12 protein-coding genes are annotated in these 15,495 nt (G+C 63.0%); 5 read left to right on the top strand and 7 right to left on the bottom strand.

The annotated features are described in order from the left end of the window. Positions 1 to 271: 271 nt before the first annotated feature. The 5 genes from J3361_RS10155 to J3361_RS10135 form a co-directional block, all read right to left on the bottom strand. Positions 272 to 1,768: a sensor domain-containing diguanylate cyclase gene (locus J3361_RS10155; RefSeq protein WP_207964296.1), complete on the bottom strand. Its 1,497-nt coding sequence runs from the start codon at positions 1,766 to 1,768 to the stop codon at positions 272 to 274. Positions 1,769 to 2,030: 262 nt separating this feature from the next. Further along, the gene (locus tag J3361_RS10150) at positions 2,031 to 3,398 is read right to left on the bottom strand and encodes a heavy metal sensor histidine kinase (RefSeq protein ID WP_207964294.1); all 1,368 of its coding nucleotides are present in this window, start codon (positions 3,396 to 3,398) and stop codon (positions 2,031 to 2,033) included. Next, a complete protein-coding gene (locus tag J3361_RS10145) occupies positions 3,385 to 4,068 on the bottom strand; it encodes a heavy metal response regulator transcription factor (RefSeq protein ID WP_207964292.1) in 684 nt (227 codons plus the stop codon). Before J3361_RS10145 ends, J3361_RS10150 begins: the two co-directional genes overlap by 14 nt. A 9-nt stretch (positions 4,069 to 4,077) precedes the next feature. Further along, a complete protein-coding gene (locus tag J3361_RS10140) occupies positions 4,078 to 7,194 on the bottom strand; it encodes a multidrug efflux RND transporter permease subunit (protein WP_207964290.1) in 3,117 nt (1,038 codons plus the stop codon). Next, positions 7,191 to 8,348, bottom strand: coding sequence for an efflux RND transporter periplasmic adaptor subunit (locus J3361_RS10135; protein WP_207964288.1), 1,158 nt, complete (start codon positions 8,346 to 8,348; stop codon positions 7,191 to 7,193). The genes J3361_RS10140 and J3361_RS10135 overlap by 4 nt, the downstream gene beginning before the upstream one ends. A gap of 525 nt (positions 8,349 to 8,873) precedes the next feature. Here J3361_RS10135 and J3361_RS10130 point away from each other — a divergent pair. After that, positions 8,874 to 9,071, top strand: a complete 198-nt coding sequence (locus tag J3361_RS10130) for a hypothetical protein (RefSeq protein WP_243458828.1) — start codon at positions 8,874 to 8,876, stop codon at positions 9,069 to 9,071. 27 nt (positions 9,072 to 9,098) lie between these two features. On the opposite strand, the gene J3361_RS10125 is transcribed toward J3361_RS10130, so the two are convergent. Next, positions 9,099 to 10,067 carry a LysR family transcriptional regulator gene (locus tag J3361_RS10125; protein ID WP_207964284.1) on the bottom strand — a complete coding sequence of 323 codons (969 nt, stop codon included), beginning with the start codon at positions 10,065 to 10,067 and terminating at the stop codon, positions 9,099 to 9,101. Positions 10,068 to 10,387: 320 nt separating this feature from the next. Between J3361_RS10125 and J3361_RS10120 the strand changes: the two genes are divergently transcribed. From J3361_RS10120 to J3361_RS10105, 4 genes are all read left to right on the top strand, one after another. Then, positions 10,388 to 11,863 (top strand): efflux transporter outer membrane subunit, encoded by a 1,476-nt coding sequence (locus J3361_RS10120; RefSeq protein WP_207964282.1) that lies wholly within the window; start codon positions 10,388 to 10,390, stop codon positions 11,861 to 11,863. A gap of 133 nt (positions 11,864 to 11,996) precedes the next feature. Further along, positions 11,997 to 14,201, top strand: a complete 2,205-nt coding sequence (locus tag J3361_RS10115) for an FUSC family protein (RefSeq protein WP_207964280.1) — start codon at positions 11,997 to 11,999, stop codon at positions 14,199 to 14,201. Continuing rightward, positions 14,191 to 14,391 (top strand): DUF1656 domain-containing protein, encoded by a 201-nt coding sequence (locus tag J3361_RS10110; RefSeq protein ID WP_003205331.1) that lies wholly within the window; start codon positions 14,191 to 14,193, stop codon positions 14,389 to 14,391. Before J3361_RS10115 ends, J3361_RS10110 begins: the two co-directional genes overlap by 11 nt. Before the next feature lie 10 nt (positions 14,392 to 14,401). Further along, positions 14,402 to 15,265, top strand: coding sequence for an HlyD family secretion protein (locus tag J3361_RS10105; RefSeq protein WP_207964278.1), 864 nt, complete (start codon positions 14,402 to 14,404; stop codon positions 15,263 to 15,265). Positions 15,266 to 15,315: 50 nt separating this feature from the next. Here the strand turns inward: J3361_RS10105 and J3361_RS10100 are convergent, their stop codons facing one another. Next, on the bottom strand, positions 15,316 to 15,483 hold the full coding sequence (locus J3361_RS10100) for a hypothetical protein (protein WP_207964277.1): 168 nt from the start codon (positions 15,481 to 15,483) through the stop codon (positions 15,316 to 15,318). Positions 15,484 to 15,495 lie beyond the last annotated feature (12 nt).

The raw sequence follows: 15,495 nt of genomic DNA, 5'->3' as shown, positions 1-15,495 counted from the left end.
TGTGGGAGCGGGCTTGCTCGCGAAGAGGCCATCACATCCAACATTTTTGCCGACTGAAGCACCGCCATCGCGAGCAGGCTCGCTCCCACATTCAATCTTCAGTGGGCACAAAGTTTATGCCCAACACGCAGCTCCTGTGGGAGCGAGCCTGCTCGCGATGAGGCCGGCACCTCAAACATCACCGCAAACTGACACACCGCTTTCGCGAGCAAGCTCGCTCCCACAGGAGGAACACGGTCCCCTCAAGAACCAGCCCCCCCCAAAAACGGCTTTACATCGCACAAACCACACGATTGCGCCCACTGGCCTTCGCCTGGTACAGCGCCTTATCTGCAGCGAACAAAAGTTGCGAAAGCTCACCATATGGCCCGTTCAGCCAAGTGGCGATGCCGATACTCACCGTCATGGGCGCTCCATCCTCGACAACCGGTGGCAACTGCTCAACCGCATCGCGAATGTTCTGGGCCATGGTAAAGGCGCCCGCAGTGGTGGTCTCCGGCAGTACCACCGAGAACTCTTCACCGCCATAACGCGCCGCCAGGTCGGCGGGGCGTCGCACATGCTGGCCGATCAACTGCGCCAAGGCCCGCAGGGCCTCGTCACCCTGTTGATGACCATGGCGATCGTTGAACGCCTTGAAGTGATCCGCATCGATCATCAACACAGACAACGGTTGCCCCGAACGTTGGGCACGCAGCCATTCCTGTTGCAACGTCTCGTCCAGTGTTCGTCGGTTGGCCAGGCCGGTGAGGGCGTCGGTAGAGGCCAGCTGTGCCAGTTCCCGTTCGGCATTGTGGCGTCGGCGCAGTTCGCGGCGCAGCAGCCAGGTGAGCCAGAGTAAACCGATGCACAGCGCGCCGGTGGCGCCACTGACCAGTAATGCCGTGCGTTGCCAGGACGCAAAAACATCCTGGGTCGAGAGGGCCACCACGACGATCAGCGGCAAGTCGCCTACCTGGGAAAAAGTGTACAGACGCGTATTTTGATCCTGGCCGGATACAGCGGTGAAACTGCCGTTGCCTTCGCGCAGGATCCGCATGAAATTCGGTCGATGACTGAAGTCCTTGCCTGTCAGGTCTTCGGCCAAGGGCGGCTCTTGTGCCAGGAGAATCCCGTCTCGGCTGACCAGGTTGACCGTACCGCCATGACCGATGTTCAGACTCTTGAACAATTGGTTGAAGTAGTTGAGACGCATCGCAGCCTCAGCCACGCCCATGAACTCCCCCCGGTCGTCGTTCAGTCGATAGCTGAAACTGATACGCCAATCATGGGGGGCACTCCTGGAACGGAACGGGCGACTGATCATCATGCCCTGAGTCGGGTTCTGGACATGGGACTGGAAATATTCCCGGTCGGCATAGTTGCCTTTGCGCGGTTCGATCGACGCAGAGTCGGCAATCACATCGCCACGCTTGTCGAGCAGCAGGATGTCGCCTTTATAGGGCGCAGCGGTGGCACGATCGAACAGCGCCAGGTGGCGGATCATGGGCGCAACGTCCTTGAGGTCGTCGCGCTTTGCCGTGGTGATCAATCCCAGCAGCGACACGTCGTAGAGTTCGACGTTACGCAGCACGTCAGCATCGATCAGTTGCACGATATTGGTCGCGGCACGTGTCGCGGCCTGTTGCGCGGCGGCATGTTCGCGGATTAACAGGAACGTCACGATGCTCAGGATGGCAACGACAACCAGCGAGCTGGCCAGTACGAGTACCCGTTCCGAACGTATCGAAGACGGGGTGTTGCCGGGTGTCGCACTGCGCGCGCTCATGGTTCCGATGTCTGCATTGTCATAGGGTTGGGATCCGTCCCAAAGGGTTGCAAACCGGCAAATGAACCAGATGCTGGCCTTTTGCTGATTGTGCTTGGATCGATGAGAGCGGGCAATCAGTGTTTGCGCAATATCCCGGTAGGAGCTGGCGAAGCCTGCGATCTTTTGATCTTTCGCTCAGGATGCGAATGCGAGGAGAAAGATCGCAGCCTCGCTTCGCTCGACAGCTCCAGGGGCGACGCCACTGTAATTCAGCGAACATTCAGGCGGGCAAGCGGATCCCGAACGTGTTGGCGCCCTGGTCGCTGTGCACAAACACATCGCCACCATGCATCAGTGCGATGGCCTTGACGATGGCCAGCCCGAGTCCATGGTTGGCGCCGCTGTTGCTGCGCGAGGCATCGACGCGATAGAACCGTTCGAACAGGCGCGGCAGGTGTTCGCCGGCAATCGGGGCGCCGGGGTTGGTGACGGCGAGGGTGACCTGCTCGCCAAGGGCTTCGATGCGCACGTCGATTATTCGCCCGGGGGCGGTGTGCTGCACAGCGTTGCTCAGCAGGTTGATCAGCGCCCGGCGCAGGTGGGCGATCTCGATGTTGGCCTGGGCATCGCCGCTGACTCGGACTTGGACCTGGGCATCTTCCAGAATGAAGTCCAGGTAGTCGAGGGTGGTCGCCACTTCGCCGGCCAGGGAGGTGCTGGTCAACTTGGTGGCCTTGCTGCCCTGGTCGGCGCTGGCCAGGAACAGCATGTCATTGATGATCGAGCGCAGCCGCTCCAACTCTTCGAGATTCGATTGCAGCACTTCGAAATAATGTTCGGCGGAGCGCCCACGGGTCAGTGCCACCTGGGTCTGGCCGATCAGGTTGGTCAGGGGCGAGCGCAGTTCATGGGCGACGTCGGCGTTGAACGACTCCAACCGCGAGTAAGCCTGTTCGACCCGGTCGAGGGTGGCGTTGAAGGAACTGACGAACTGGTTCAGTTCCGGCGGCAAGGGCGACAGTTGCAAACGCCCGGACAGGCGAGGTGGGGCCAGGCGTCGGGCTTCATCGGACAACTTGATCAGCGGCTTGAGGCCGATGCGCGCGACCCAGTAGCCCAGCAACGAAGCCAGGAGCACGCCGACAATCGCCAGGCTCACCAGCGCCACCAACAGGCGATGCTGGGTCTGGTAGAACGTCTCGGTGTCGATGCCAATCATGAAGCGCAGCGGCGGGCGTTGGTCCTTGGCCGGGAACTGGCTCACCAGGACTTTCATCGGATAGTGTCGATGGGGCAACGTCAGGTCGCGTTTACCCAAGGGACCTTGGGCAAAGGTGCGGATCTGACCATCGGGATCGCCGTACTCAAAGCGCGGATCGTCACTGACGATCCAGAAGTGGATGCGCTTGTCTTCTTCGCCGAGCAACCGCAGCTTGTTATTGATCTTCACCCAGTGTTCAGGCGTGCCATAGCGGCCAACGGTGGACTCCAGGACACTATAGCGCGCATCGAGCTCGGCTTCGGGCAACAGGCCCAGGCCCTTGGCGACCTGCTGGTACAAAGCGCCACCGATCAACAGGAACACCAACGCTGCCACCAGCGTGAACAGCCCGCTCAGGCGCAGGGCGATGCTGTCAGGCAACTTCATTGCTGCGACTCTCCAGCACATAACCCATGCCGCGGATGGTGTGCAGCAGCTTTTGTTCGAACGGCCCGTCGAGCTTGGCCCGCAAGCGTTTGATCGCCACTTCCACCACGTTGGCATCACTGTCGAAATTGATGTCCCAGACCATTTCGGCAATGGCGGTCTTCGAAAGGATTTCGCCCTGGCGACGGGCCAGGACGCTGAGCAAGGAGAATTCCTTGGCAGTCAGGTCCAGGCGCTGGCCGGCGCGTGTCGCTTTGCGGCTGATCAGGTCGATCCACAGGTCGGCGATGCTCACCTGCACCGGTTCATGGCCGCCACTGCGGCGGGTCAGGGCTTGCAGGCGGGCCACCAGCTCGAGGAAGGAGAAGGGCTTGCCCAAGTAGTCATCGGCGCCGTCGCGCAGCCCCTTGATGCGGTCCTCGACCCGTTCCCGGGCGGTGAGCATGATCACCGGGGTCTGCTTGCGAGCGCGCAGGGCCCGCAATACGCCGAAGCCGTCCAGGCCCGGCAGCATCACGTCGAGCACGATCACCGCATAATCGGTTTCCAGGGCCAGGTGCAGCCCCTCGATGCCGTCCGGCGCCACGTCCACGGTGTAGCCCTGTTCGGTCAGGCCGCGGTGTAGGTAGTCCGCGGTTTTTTCTTCGTCTTCGATAATCAGAACGCGCATGGCCCCGCCTCAGTGATCTGTGCTTGCCAGCGCCGCCGTCGACGTCGACCCTGGTTGTTGGGCGGGCCGATGGAACAGGCGCTCGAGCCACAAGTATATGACCGGTGTGGTGAACAGCGTCAGCGCCTGGCTGACCAGCAGGCCGCCCACCACCGCGATGCCCAGGGGCTGGCGCAGTTCCGCGCCGGCGCCATAGCCGAGCATCAGCGGCAGCGCACCGAGCAGGGCGGCCAGGGTGGTCATCATGATCGGCCGGAAGCGTGTCAGGCACGCTTGGAAAATCGCCTCCTGGGGCGCCATGCCTTGGTTGCGCTGGGCGTCGAGGGCGAAATCGATCATCAGGATGCCGTTCTTCTTGACGATCCCGATCAGCAGCACCAGGCCGATCAACGCCATGATCGAAAAGTCCTGGCCCAGCAGCCAGAGCATGATCAGCGCACCGAGGCCCGCCGAGGGTAGGGTGGAGATGATCGTCAACGGGTGCACGAAACTCTCGTAGAGCACGCCGAGGATGATGTACACGGCCACCAGTGCGGCGAGGATCAGCCACGGCTGGCTCGCCAGCGAACTTTGGAAGGCCTGGGCCGCGCCCTGGAAATTACCGGTGATGGCAGCGGGCATGCCGATTTCGTTTTTTGCCTGGTCGAGCAGGCGCACCGCGTCCCCCAGGGCCACGCCGGGCGCCAGGTTGAACGACAGGTTGGCGGCCGGGAACATGCCGTCGTGAGCAATGGATAATGGGCCGTTGCTCGGCGCGTCGAAGCGGGCCAGGGCCGAGAGCGGCACCATTTCCCCACTCAGGGGCGAGCGCAGGTAGAAATACGCCAGGCTTTCGGCCTTGCCCCGTTGCGCGGTGTCGAGCTCCAGGATCACGTTGTACTGGTTGGTCTCGGTCTGGAATTCATTGATCTGCCGCTGGCCGAAGGCGTCGTACAGGGCTTGGTCGACATCGGTGGCGGTGAGGCCGAAGCGTGCCGCCGCGCTGCGGTCGATGTTGATGTGGGTGATGCTGCCGCCCAGTTGCAGGTCGTTGGAAATGTCGCGGAACGCCGGGTTGCCGCGCAGCTTGTCGGTGAGTTTTTGCGTCCAGGCGTTGAGGCTCGGCCCGTCGTTGCTCTTGAGCACGTATTGATACTGGGCGCGGCTGGGGCCGGAGCTGAGGTTGATGTCCTGCCCGGCCCTGAGGTACAGCACTACGCCAGGGATTTTCAGCAATTGCGGGCGGATCCGGTCGATGAAGCCGCTGGCCGACACGTCACGCTCGCCCCGGGGCTTGAGGGCGATCCAGAAGCGGCCGTTGGCGATGGTCTGGTTGTTGCCCGAGACACCGACGGAGTGGGAGAAGGTCTGCACCGCCGGGTCGGCGGCGACGATCTCGGCCAGGGCCTTGTGCTTGGCCACCATGTCCGGGAACGACACATCGGCGGCGGCTTCGCTGGTGCCCAGCACCAGGCCGGTGTCCTGTACCGGGAAGAAGCCCTTGGGAATGAACACATAGCCCACCACCGCCAAGGCCAGGGTCAGGCCGAACACGCCAATCATCAGTTTTTGATGGGCCAGGGCCCGCCGCAAGCCGCGTTCATACCAGCCCAGCAGGCGTTCGCCGAATCCCATTTTGCTGTTGGCATGATGTACCGGGGCGCGCATGAACAGCGCGGCCAGGGTCGGCGCCAATGTGAGGGACACCACCACCGAAATCAGGATGGTCGAGGTGGCGGTCAGGGCAAACTCCTTGAACAGGCGCCCGACCACACCGCCCATGAACAGCAGAGGAATGAACGCGGCGATCAACGAGAAGCTGATGGAAACCACGGTGAAGCCAATTTCGCCGGCCCCCTTGATCGCCGCCTCGCGCATGCTTTCGCCGGCCTCCAGGTGCCGGTGAATGTTCTCCACCACCACGATCGCATCGTCCACCACGAATCCCACGGAGATGACGATCGCCACCAGGGTCAGGTTGTTCAAACTGAAGCCCATCACGTACATCAGGGCGAAACTGGCAATCAGCGACACCCCCAGCACCGCCGAGACGATGAGGGTCGCCGAGAGCTGGCGCAGGAACAACGCCATCACCGCCACCACCAGTAGCACGGCGATCAGCAGGGTGATTTCCACTTCATGCAACGAGGCGCGGATGGTCTGGGTGCGGTCGATCAGCACTTTGACCTGCACCGCGGCGGGCAACATCGCTTGCAAGGTGGGCAGGGCCGCCTGGATGCGGTCGACGGTCTCGACGATGTTCGCTCCCGGCTGCCGGAAGATCACCAGGTTGACCCCCGGCTCGTTGTCGGACCAGGCCTGGACGTAGGCGTTTTCCGAGCCATTGACGACCTTGGCGATGTCCTTGAGGTGTACCGGTGCCCCGTCCCGGTAGGACACGATCAGATCGCCGTACTCGGCAGGCTGGAACAATTGGTCGTTGGTGGACAGGGTGGAAATGCTCGACTCGCCGTACAGCGCGCCCTTGGCCAGGTTGAGGCTGGCCTGTTGCAGCGCCAGGCGAATGTCCGCCAGGGTCAGGCCGATGGCCGCGAGCCGGTCGGCCGAGGCCTGGACGCGGATCGCCGGGCGTTGCTGGCCGGTGATGTAGATTTGTCCGACGCCGTCGATCTGGCTGATCTGGCGGGCGAGCAGGGTTTCGACGTAGTCGCTCAGTTCGGTGCCGGGCATCAGGCTGGAGCTGATGCTGAGGATCAGCACCGGGCTGTCGGCGGGGTTGACCTTGCGCCAGGTCGGCAGGTTCGGCATGTCGTTGGGCAGTTTGCCGGCGGCGGTGTTGATGGCGGCCTGCACTTCCTGGGCGGCGGTGTCGATGCTTTTATCAAGGCTGAATTGGAGGATCAGGTTGGTCGAGCCCAGGGCGCTGCTGGAGGTCATTTGGGTAATGCCGGGAATAGCGCTGAATTGCACTTCCAGCGGCGTCGCCACCGACGACGCCATGGTTTCCGGGCTGGCCCCGGGCAACTGGGCGTTGACCTGGATGGTCGGGAACTCCGCCTCCGGCAGCGGCGCGACGGGCAGGCGAGGAAACGCGATCACCCCGAGCAGTACCAGGGCAAATGTCAGTAATACCGTGGCGATGGGGTGGTCGATGCACCAGGCCGAAATCGAGCCGCGACCCTTCATGGTTGCGGCTCCGCAGCCTTGGCCAGGGCGGGCGGATCACTGAGCACCTGGATGTGGCTGCCCGGCTTGAGCCGTGACTGACCGTCGCTCACCAGTTGGTCGCCAGCGTTGACTCCCTTGATGATGTGCAGGTCGCTGTCCTGGTAAACCATCGTCACCGGCACACTCTCGACCTTGTCGCCCTTGATCCTGTACACGAAGTGTTGCTCCAGGCCGCGCTGGACCACGGTAGGCGGCACCACCAGGGCGTGCTTGTCGATGGCCGTCTGGATTTTCAGCGTCACCAGTTGCCCCGGCCACAGTCGTTGCGCGGCGTTGTTGAATTCGGCCTTGGCCCGCAGGGTTCCGGTGTTGGCGTTGATCTGGTTGTCGATGAGGCTCAGGCGGCCCTCGCCGAGCAGTTCCCCGGTGGCGCCATCGGCACCGATGTAAGCCTTGACCAAGGCTTGCTCAGGGGCGGCGATCAACCGTTGCAAGGTCGGCAGCATTTGTTGGGGCAGGGAGAACTCCACCGCGATCGGGTCGATCTGGGTCACCGTGAACAGGCCTTCGGTGTCGCTGGTGCGCAGGAAATTGCCTTCGTCCACGTTGCGAATGCCGACGCGACCGCTCACCGGGGAGCGGATCTGGGTGTAGGACAGTTGCACCTGCGCCGAATCGATGGCTGCCTGGTTGCCTTGGGCGGTCGCCTTGAGCTGGTTGACCAGGGCCTGTTGCTGATCGTAGGTCTGCTTCGAGACACCGTCATCGACGCTCAGCAATTTGTAGCGCTTGAGGTTGACCTGGGCCACGGCCAGTTGCGCCTGGCTCTCGCCGAGCTGGGCCCGGGCCTGGTCGAGGCTGGCGCGGATCGAGCGGTCGTCGATGGTCGCCAGCAGGTCACCCTTCTTGACCAGTTGCCCTTCCTTGACCAGCAGCCGAGTGAGGATGCCGTCGATTTGCGGGCGGATCACCACGCTGTGCAGTGACAGGACCGTGCCGATGCCGCTGGCAAAGCGCGGCACATCTTTTTGCACCACATTGACGACCCGTACCGGAACGGCGGCGGGGGCGCCGGGCTTGGCGGTCACGGGCTTGAGCACATACCAGAGGACGAGGGCCGCCAGGACGACCAACAGCACGACAAGCAGGACAGTTTTCTTCTGGATGCGCATGGATATGAAGGGCCGTTTCGGGACGCAGGAGTTTGAGCTTTCTTATATAGCGTTGCGAGCCGGTCAGGAAGGTGACGGCTAACTGACAGGCGTGTCAGTTTTGTCCTGGCTTGCTGTCGGATGAATGGATGTTGGGCTTGCTGGCCCCATCGCGAGCAAGCTCGGCTCCCACAGTGGTTCTGTGTTGGGTATCAGTTTTGTGCCCACTGAAGATTGAATGTGAGCGAGCCTGCTCGCGATGGTGGTGGTTCGTGTTGGATGAAACTGGCCTGCGCGCCGGGATACCGGGCAGGTATACTGCCGCCTTTCGCGGCTCGCCTACCGAGCCCGGCATACTGAATTGTGGCGAGGGAGCTTGCTCCCGCTTGAGTGCGAAGCGCTCACAAGAATGGGGCCGCTTCGCAGCCCAGCGGGAGCAAGCTCCCTCGCCACGGGTTTGTTGTCCTACTCAAGTGAATAATTCAAATGACTTCCTCAATACCATCGCCCGCGGACGAACGCTCGCAAGGCGAACCGTCTGGCCAGATGGACAGCGATGTTTCCAGCAGCGAGGACGTCAAGGCGGCGATCCCCGCCTTCAAGTTCCCGTTCAAACCCGGTGAGCTGGCGGCGGCCAAGGGCGCCGGGCAACAGCCGTGGTACAAGAACGGCGCGAAGAATGGCCATACCAAGACCCCGGGCGCCGCGCCTCCCGGTACGCGCCGCTCGATGGGCAAGCGCTGAATTCATCCTTCACGCACGGGTACGACTTCAGTTCGTGACCCGGGTGCCTGCCAGGCTGCCACTCAATTCGTATACCGTCAGTTCAGCCTGGTGCGCCGCGAGGATTTCCGGCAACGAGCCGCGCAGGTACTCGACCCAGGTCTTGATCTTCGCGTCCAGGTACTGGCGCGACGGATAGATGGCGTAGAGGTTCAGTTCCTGGGAGCGGTAGTTGGGCATGACCCGCACCAGCGTGCCGTTGCGCAAGCCTTCGATGGCGGCGTATACCGGCAACACCCCCACGCCCATGCCGCTGGTGATCGCGGTTTTCATCGCGTCGGCGGAATTCACCAGGAACGGTGAACTGTTGATGGTGACCATCTCCTGGCCTTCCGGGCCGTCGAACACCCATTTTTCCAGCGGAATGACCGGGCTGACCAGGCGCAGGCAGGCGTGGTTAAGCAGGTCGCTGGGTTTCTGCGGGCAGCCGCTGGCTTTCACGTAGGCGGGCGACGCGCAGACGATGCTGTAGGTGATCCCCAGGCGCTGGGAGACAAAGCCCGAATCCGGCAGTTCGCTGGCGAGCACGATGGAGACGTCGTAGCCCTCGTCGAGGATGTCCGGCACCCGGTTGGCCAGGGTCAGGTCGAAGGTCACGTCCGGATGGGTCTTGCGGTAGCGGGCGATGGCGTCGATCACGAAATGCTGGCCGATGCCGGTCATGGTGTGGACCTTCAACTGCCCGGCCGGTCGCGCATGGGCGTCGCTGGCCTCGGCTTCAGCTTCTTCGACATACGCCAGGATCTGCTCGCAACGCAGCAGGTAGCGCTTACCCGCCTCGGTCAGCGCAATGCGCCGAGTAGTGCGGTTGAGCAGGCGGGTTTGCAGGTGGGCTTCCAGGTTGGAAACCGCACGCGAAACGTTGGCTGTGGTGGTATCCAGTTGCACGGCGGCGGCGGTGAAACTGCCGGCTTCGGCCACACAGCTGAACGCGCGCATGTTTTGCAAGGTGTCCATGGAGGGCTCTCTTGGGAGGTGCCAAATTGTGACATGAAGTTACAGGGCTGCGGGACCCGACTAATGGATTATCGCGATAACGGTAACAAAGATTCGCAGAAAGGTCGGCTTATCGCCGGGGAGGGCGGTGCCTAGAATTGCCGCCAATCCTGGACCTATTGATCCCCTGTGGGAGCGAGCCTGCTCGCGATGGGGGCACCACATCCACCCTCGATGTGTCTGTCCGGACGCCATCGCGAGCAGGCTCGCTCCCACAGGTGTGTTACCAGGCATGCACTTCATGATCGCTTCATGCCCCCTCTTTCAGGAATTTTGCGCCAGTGCCGCGTTGCATCAGCAGAGAGCTGAAGACTCTCAGTGTTTGGGTTCTGACATTAACCATCAGCGGTTGCATCGGCACAGGCGGCATTGCGCCACAAGGCCAGGTATTGCCGGCCAACCAACTGGCAACCGATGCCGCCATCCGCGAGGCCGCCCGCGATGCCCACTGGCCCGCCGGCCAATGGTGGCAAGCCTACGGTGATCGGCAATTGGATCGCTGGATTGACCTGGCGGTGCAGGGCAGCCCGAGCCTGGCCATGGCCGCCGCCCGGGTGCGTCAGGCCAAGGCCATGGCCGGTGTTGCCGAGGCCGCGGAGTCGTTGCAGATCAATGGCGAGGCGACCCTCAAGCGCCATGGCTGGCCCACCGATCAGTTCTATGGCCCGGGCGAGTTGGCCGACACCACGACCTGGGACAACAATGCCTCCCTGGGCTTGAGCTACGCCCTGGACCTGTGGGGCCGCGAGCGCAATGCCAGCGAACGGGCGGTTGATCTGGCCCACGTCAGCGTCGCTGAAGCGCGACAGGCGCAACTGGAGTTGCAGAACAACATCGTGCGCGCCTACATCCAGTTTTCACTGCACTACGCCCAGCGCGATATCGTCGCCGCGACGCTCCATCAACAACAACAGATTCTCGATCTTGCGCAGAAGCGCCTGGACGGCGGCATCGGCACCCATTTTGAAGTCAGCCAGGCCCAGGCCCCACTGCCCGAGACCCATCGCCAACTCGACGCCCTGGACGAAGCCATCGCCTTGAGCCGCAATCAATTGGCAGCGCTGGCGGGCAAGGGGCCGGGTGCGGGCGCGCAACTGCAGCGTCCGGTCCTGGCCCTCGGTGCGCCCTTGATGCTGCCGTCGGCCTTGCCCGCCGAACTGCTTGGCCAGCGTCCGGATGTGGTGGCCGGGCGTTGGCGAGTGGCGGCCCAGGCCCGGGGCATCGATGTGGCCCGGGCCGGTTTTTATCCCAACGTCGATCTGGTGGGGAGCCTCGGCTACATGGCCACCGGGGGTGGGGCGCTGGAGTTCTTGACCGGTAAGAAACTCACCTACAACGTCGGGCCGGCGATCACCTTGCCGATTTTCGACGGCGGGCGTCTGCGTTCGCAGTTGGGCGAGGCAGCCGCCGGTTATGACATCGCCGTGGCGCACTACAACCAGACACTGGTCAATGCCCTCAAGGACATTTCCGATCAGTTGATCCGCCGCCAGTCCCTGGATACGCAACAGGTTTTCGCGGCTGAATCGGTGGCTGCGGCCCAGCGCACCTACGACATCGCAATGGTGGCGTTCCAGCGCGGGCTCACCGACTACCTCAACGTGCTCAACGCCCAAAGCCTGTTGTTCAAACAGCAACAGGTGCAACAGCAGGTGCAGGCGGCCCGGTTGAGCGCCCATGCCGATTTGGTGACGGCGTTGGGTGGTGGGCTGGAGGCCGGCCGTGATGTGCCTGTTGCGGGCGATGCTCCGTGGTGAGGAAGCTTGCTGTGGGAGCAAGGCTCGCCCGCGACGAAGGCAATGTGGTCCTCCATGAATCGAGTCGCCTGGGTCGCGAGCAAGCTTTGCTCCCACAGCAAACTCCCTCGCCACGATGCGAGGTAGCTCCGCTGTGAACGCGTTGTTTGCCCCCGTGCGCCGACTTCATCGCCTCGAATGGCGCCGTGGTTTCTTCGACTGGGCCCGCAGCGACGGGGTGACCTGGGTCTATATCTTCAAGGTCCTGTTGGCCGCGTTCCTGACCTTGTGGCTGGCGATGCGCCTGGAATTGCCACAACCACGCACGGCCATGATCACCGTGTTCATCGTCATGCAACCCCAGAGCGGGCAGGTGTTCGCCAAGAGTTTCTATCGTTTCCTCGGCACCCTGGCCGGCTCGGCGGTGATGGTGGCGTTGATCGCCTTGTTTGCCCAGAACACTGAGCCATTCCTCGTTTGCCTGGCGATCTGGGTCGGCCTTTGTTCGGCGGGGGCGGCGCGTTATCGCAATTTCCGCGCCTACGGTTTCGTGCTGGCCGGTTATACCGCGGCGATGATCGGCCTGCCGGCCTTGGCCCATCCAGAAGGCGCATTCATGGCGGCGGTCTGGCGGGTGCTGGAGATTTCCCTGGGGATTCTTTGCGCCACCCTGGTCAGTGCCGCGATCCTGCCGCAAACCGCCAGTGCCGCCATGCGCAATGCCTTGTACCAGCGCTTCGGGGTGTTTGCCCTGTTTGTCACCGACGGCCTGCGTGGACGCAGCCAGCGAGAGGCGTTCGAGGCGCGCAACGTGAGCTTCATTGCCGAGGCCGTGGGCCTGGAAAGCCTGCGCAGTGTGACCGTGTTCGAAGACCCGCACATGCGCCGGCGCAACGGTCGGCTCAGTCGCTTGAACAGCGAGTTCATGGGCATCACCACTCGCTTCAACGCCTTGCACCAGTTGCTTGAGCGCTTGCGCAGCAGCGCGGCGGGTCATGTCGTCAATGCCATCAAACCTGGTTTGCAAACCCTGGCCGAACGGTTGGACGGCTTCAGTGGCCGGGCCCTGACCGACGTCGATGCGGCCCGTCTGTCGGCGGCGCTGGCCGAGTACAAGGCCGATTTGCCGGCCCAGGTGCGGCGGCTGCGGGCGGTTTTCCAGGACACCGCGCCGAGCGACGGGCAACGGCTGGATTTCCATACCGCCTATGAACTGCTGTATCGCTTCGTCGACGACCTGCATGGCTACGCTCAGACCCACGCGTCCCTGGCCGAGCATCGCCACGACCGTGAGCGCTGGGACGAGCCGTTCGTGCCGCAGACCAACTGGCTGGCCGCCACGGCGTCGGGGGTTCGCGCTGCCTTCATCCTGTTGTTGCTGGGCAGCTACTGGGTCGCCACCGCCTGGCCGAGCGGCGCAACCATGACGATGATCGCCGCCGCCACCGTGGGCTTGTCGGCCGCGACGCCGAACCCCAAGCGCATGGCCTTCCAGATGGCCTGCGGCACGTTGGCCGGGGCGTTGATCGGCTTCGTCGAGATGTTCTTCGTCTTCCCGTTGATCGATGGCTTCCCGTTGCTCTGCATGCTGCTGGCACCGGTGATCATGCTGGGCTCGTTCCTCAGTTCGCGCCCCCAATACGCCGGGGTCGGGCTGGGGCTACTGATCTTTTTCTGCACCGGCTCGGTGCCGGACAACCTGACGGTCTACAACCCCTACGCCTTCATCAACGATTACATCGCGATGATCCTCGGCATGCTGGTGTGCGCCGCGGCCGGTGCGATTATTCTGCCGCCCAACAGCCGCTGGCTGTGGCGTCGGCTGGAACAGGACCTGCGCGAGCAAGTGGTGTTTGCCATCAGTGGCAAGCTCAAGGGCCTGGCCTCGGGTTTCGAGAGTCGTACCCGCGACTTGCTGCATCAGGCCTACGGGCTGGCGGCGGGGCAGCCTCGGGTGCAACGGGACTTGCTGCGCTGGATGTTCGTGGTGCTGGAAGTCGGCCACGCGATCATCGAGCTGCGCAAGGAACAGGCGATCCTGCCAGTGCACCCGGCCTATGCACAAAGCCAGCCGTGGCGCCAGGCAATCCGGGGGATGGGGCGGGCGCTGGTGCGGCTGTTCCGCCAACCGAACCCGAGCAATCTGGAGCGTGCCCTGGTGGCGGTGGACCACGCCATTGGCCGTGTGCAGGCCACCGACGAACCCTTCGCCCCGCATTTCGACACCTCGGCCCTGCGGCGGGTGAAAAGCTACCTGCATTTCATCCGCACCTCCCTGCTGGATCCGCAATCGCCATTGGCCGGCTATGTCATACCGCATGCCACACCGCTTCTCCAGGAACCTCAACATGCCCCGTGAAATCGCCTTCCATGGCGTGTACATGCCCACCATGACCTTGATGTTTTTCATCGCCGCCGGCCTGGCCTGGGCCTTGGACCGTTTCCTGTCGGGGCTGGACCTGTACCGCTTCTTCTGGCACCCGGCGCTGTTGCGCCTGAGTCTGTTCACCTGTCTGTTCGGCGCCCTGGCGCTGACGGTCTACCGTTGAGATCGATGCGATGAAAAAGTTTTTCAGCCTGCTGGCGACGCTGTTGGTGCTGGCCCTGGCGTTGTGGATCGGCCGTATGCTGTGGGTCCATTACATGAACACGCCCTGGACCCGCGATGGCCGGGTGCGGGCCGACATCATCAACGTGGCCGCCGATGTCAGCGGCGAGGTGGTTGAGGTGCCGGTGCGCGACAACCAATCGGTTAAAAAGGGCGACCTGTTGATGCGCATCGATCCTGAACATTACCGCATCGCCGTGAAGCAGGCTCGCTCCCTGGTTGCGTCGCGCAAAGCCACTTGGGAAATGCGCAAGGTCAACGCCCATCGGCGCGCCGACCTGGACAGCCTGGTGATTTCCCGGGAAAACCGCGACGACGCCAGCAACATCGCCGACTCGGCCCTGGCCGATTACCAGCAGGCCCAAGCGCAATTGGAAGCGGCGGAGCTGAACCTGTCGCGCACCGAAGTTCGCGCAGCGGTCGACGGCTACGTCACCAACCTCAACGTGCACCGCGGCGACTATGCCCGCATCGGCGAGGCAAAAATGGCCGTGGTGGACATGAATTCGTTCTGGGTCTATGGCTTCTTCGAAGAAACCAAATTGCCCAAGGTGCGGGTCGGCGATGCGGCGCAATTGCAGTTGATGAGCGGTGAAACGCTCAAGGGCCACGTGGAAAGCATCTCCCGTGGCATCTACGACCGCGACAACCCCGAAAGCCGCGAACTGATTGCCGACGTGAACCCGACTTTCAACTGGGTCCGCCTGGCCCAGCGAGTGCCGGTGCGCATCCATCTCGACGAAGTGCCCGACGGTGTGCTGCTGGCGGCGGGGATGACCTGCACCGTGGTGGTCGAGCCGCGCGTCGAACGCTGAGGCCCCTCGAATGTAGTACATATCTACCACCAAGCCTGTTCCAAGCCTGTTCATGCTGGAGTCTTCGACTGAAGGAACTTCTCATGACCCAGCTGACTCACCACCACTTCATTCGCCGCCAGTTGCCCAACTGGCTGTTGGACGCGAACCAGGCCGAACAGGCGAAACTGCAACAGGCCGCCCTGGACCTGGCCGAGGCAGGCTATCGCTTCAATCAAGCGATGACTGTC

The organism is Pseudomonas sp. OA65 (assembly GCF_017498305.1).
Classification (GTDB): Bacteria; Pseudomonadota; Gammaproteobacteria; order Pseudomonadales; family Pseudomonadaceae; genus Aquipseudomonas; species Aquipseudomonas zanjanensis.
The sequence above is the reverse complement of the archived record's forward strand: the minus strand, read 5'-3'. Positions and strand labels throughout refer to the sequence as shown.

What these genes read in the sequence shown, in the direction of transcription:
- J3361_RS10125 (WP_207964284.1), bottom strand. Translation starts at nt 10,067, where the DNA reads ATGGACACCTTGCAAAACATGCGCGCGTTCAGCTGTGTGGCCGAAGCC.
- J3361_RS10105 (WP_207964278.1), top strand. Translation starts at nt 14,402, where the DNA reads ATGAAAAAGTTTTTCAGCCTGCTGGCGACGCTGTTGGTGCTGGCCCTG.
- J3361_RS10110 (WP_003205331.1), top strand. Translation starts at nt 14,191, where the DNA reads ATGCCCCGTGAAATCGCCTTCCATGGCGTGTACATGCCCACCATGACC.
- J3361_RS10145 (WP_207964292.1), bottom strand. Translation starts at nt 4,068, where the DNA reads ATGCGCGTTCTGATTATCGAAGACGAAGAAAAAACCGCGGACTACCTA.
- J3361_RS10135 (WP_207964288.1), bottom strand. Translation starts at nt 8,348, where the DNA reads ATGCGCATCCAGAAGAAAACTGTCCTGCTTGTCGTGCTGTTGGTCGTC.
- J3361_RS10140 (WP_207964290.1), bottom strand. Translation starts at nt 7,194, where the DNA reads ATGAAGGGTCGCGGCTCGATTTCGGCCTGGTGCATCGACCACCCCATC.
- J3361_RS10130 (WP_243458828.1), top strand. Translation starts at nt 8,874, where the DNA reads ATGGACAGCGATGTTTCCAGCAGCGAGGACGTCAAGGCGGCGATCCCC.
- J3361_RS10150 (WP_207964294.1), bottom strand. Translation starts at nt 3,398, where the DNA reads ATGAAGTTGCCTGACAGCATCGCCCTGCGCCTGAGCGGGCTGTTCACG.
- J3361_RS10155 (WP_207964296.1), bottom strand. Translation starts at nt 1,768, where the DNA reads ATGAGCGCGCGCAGTGCGACACCCGGCAACACCCCGTCTTCGATACGT.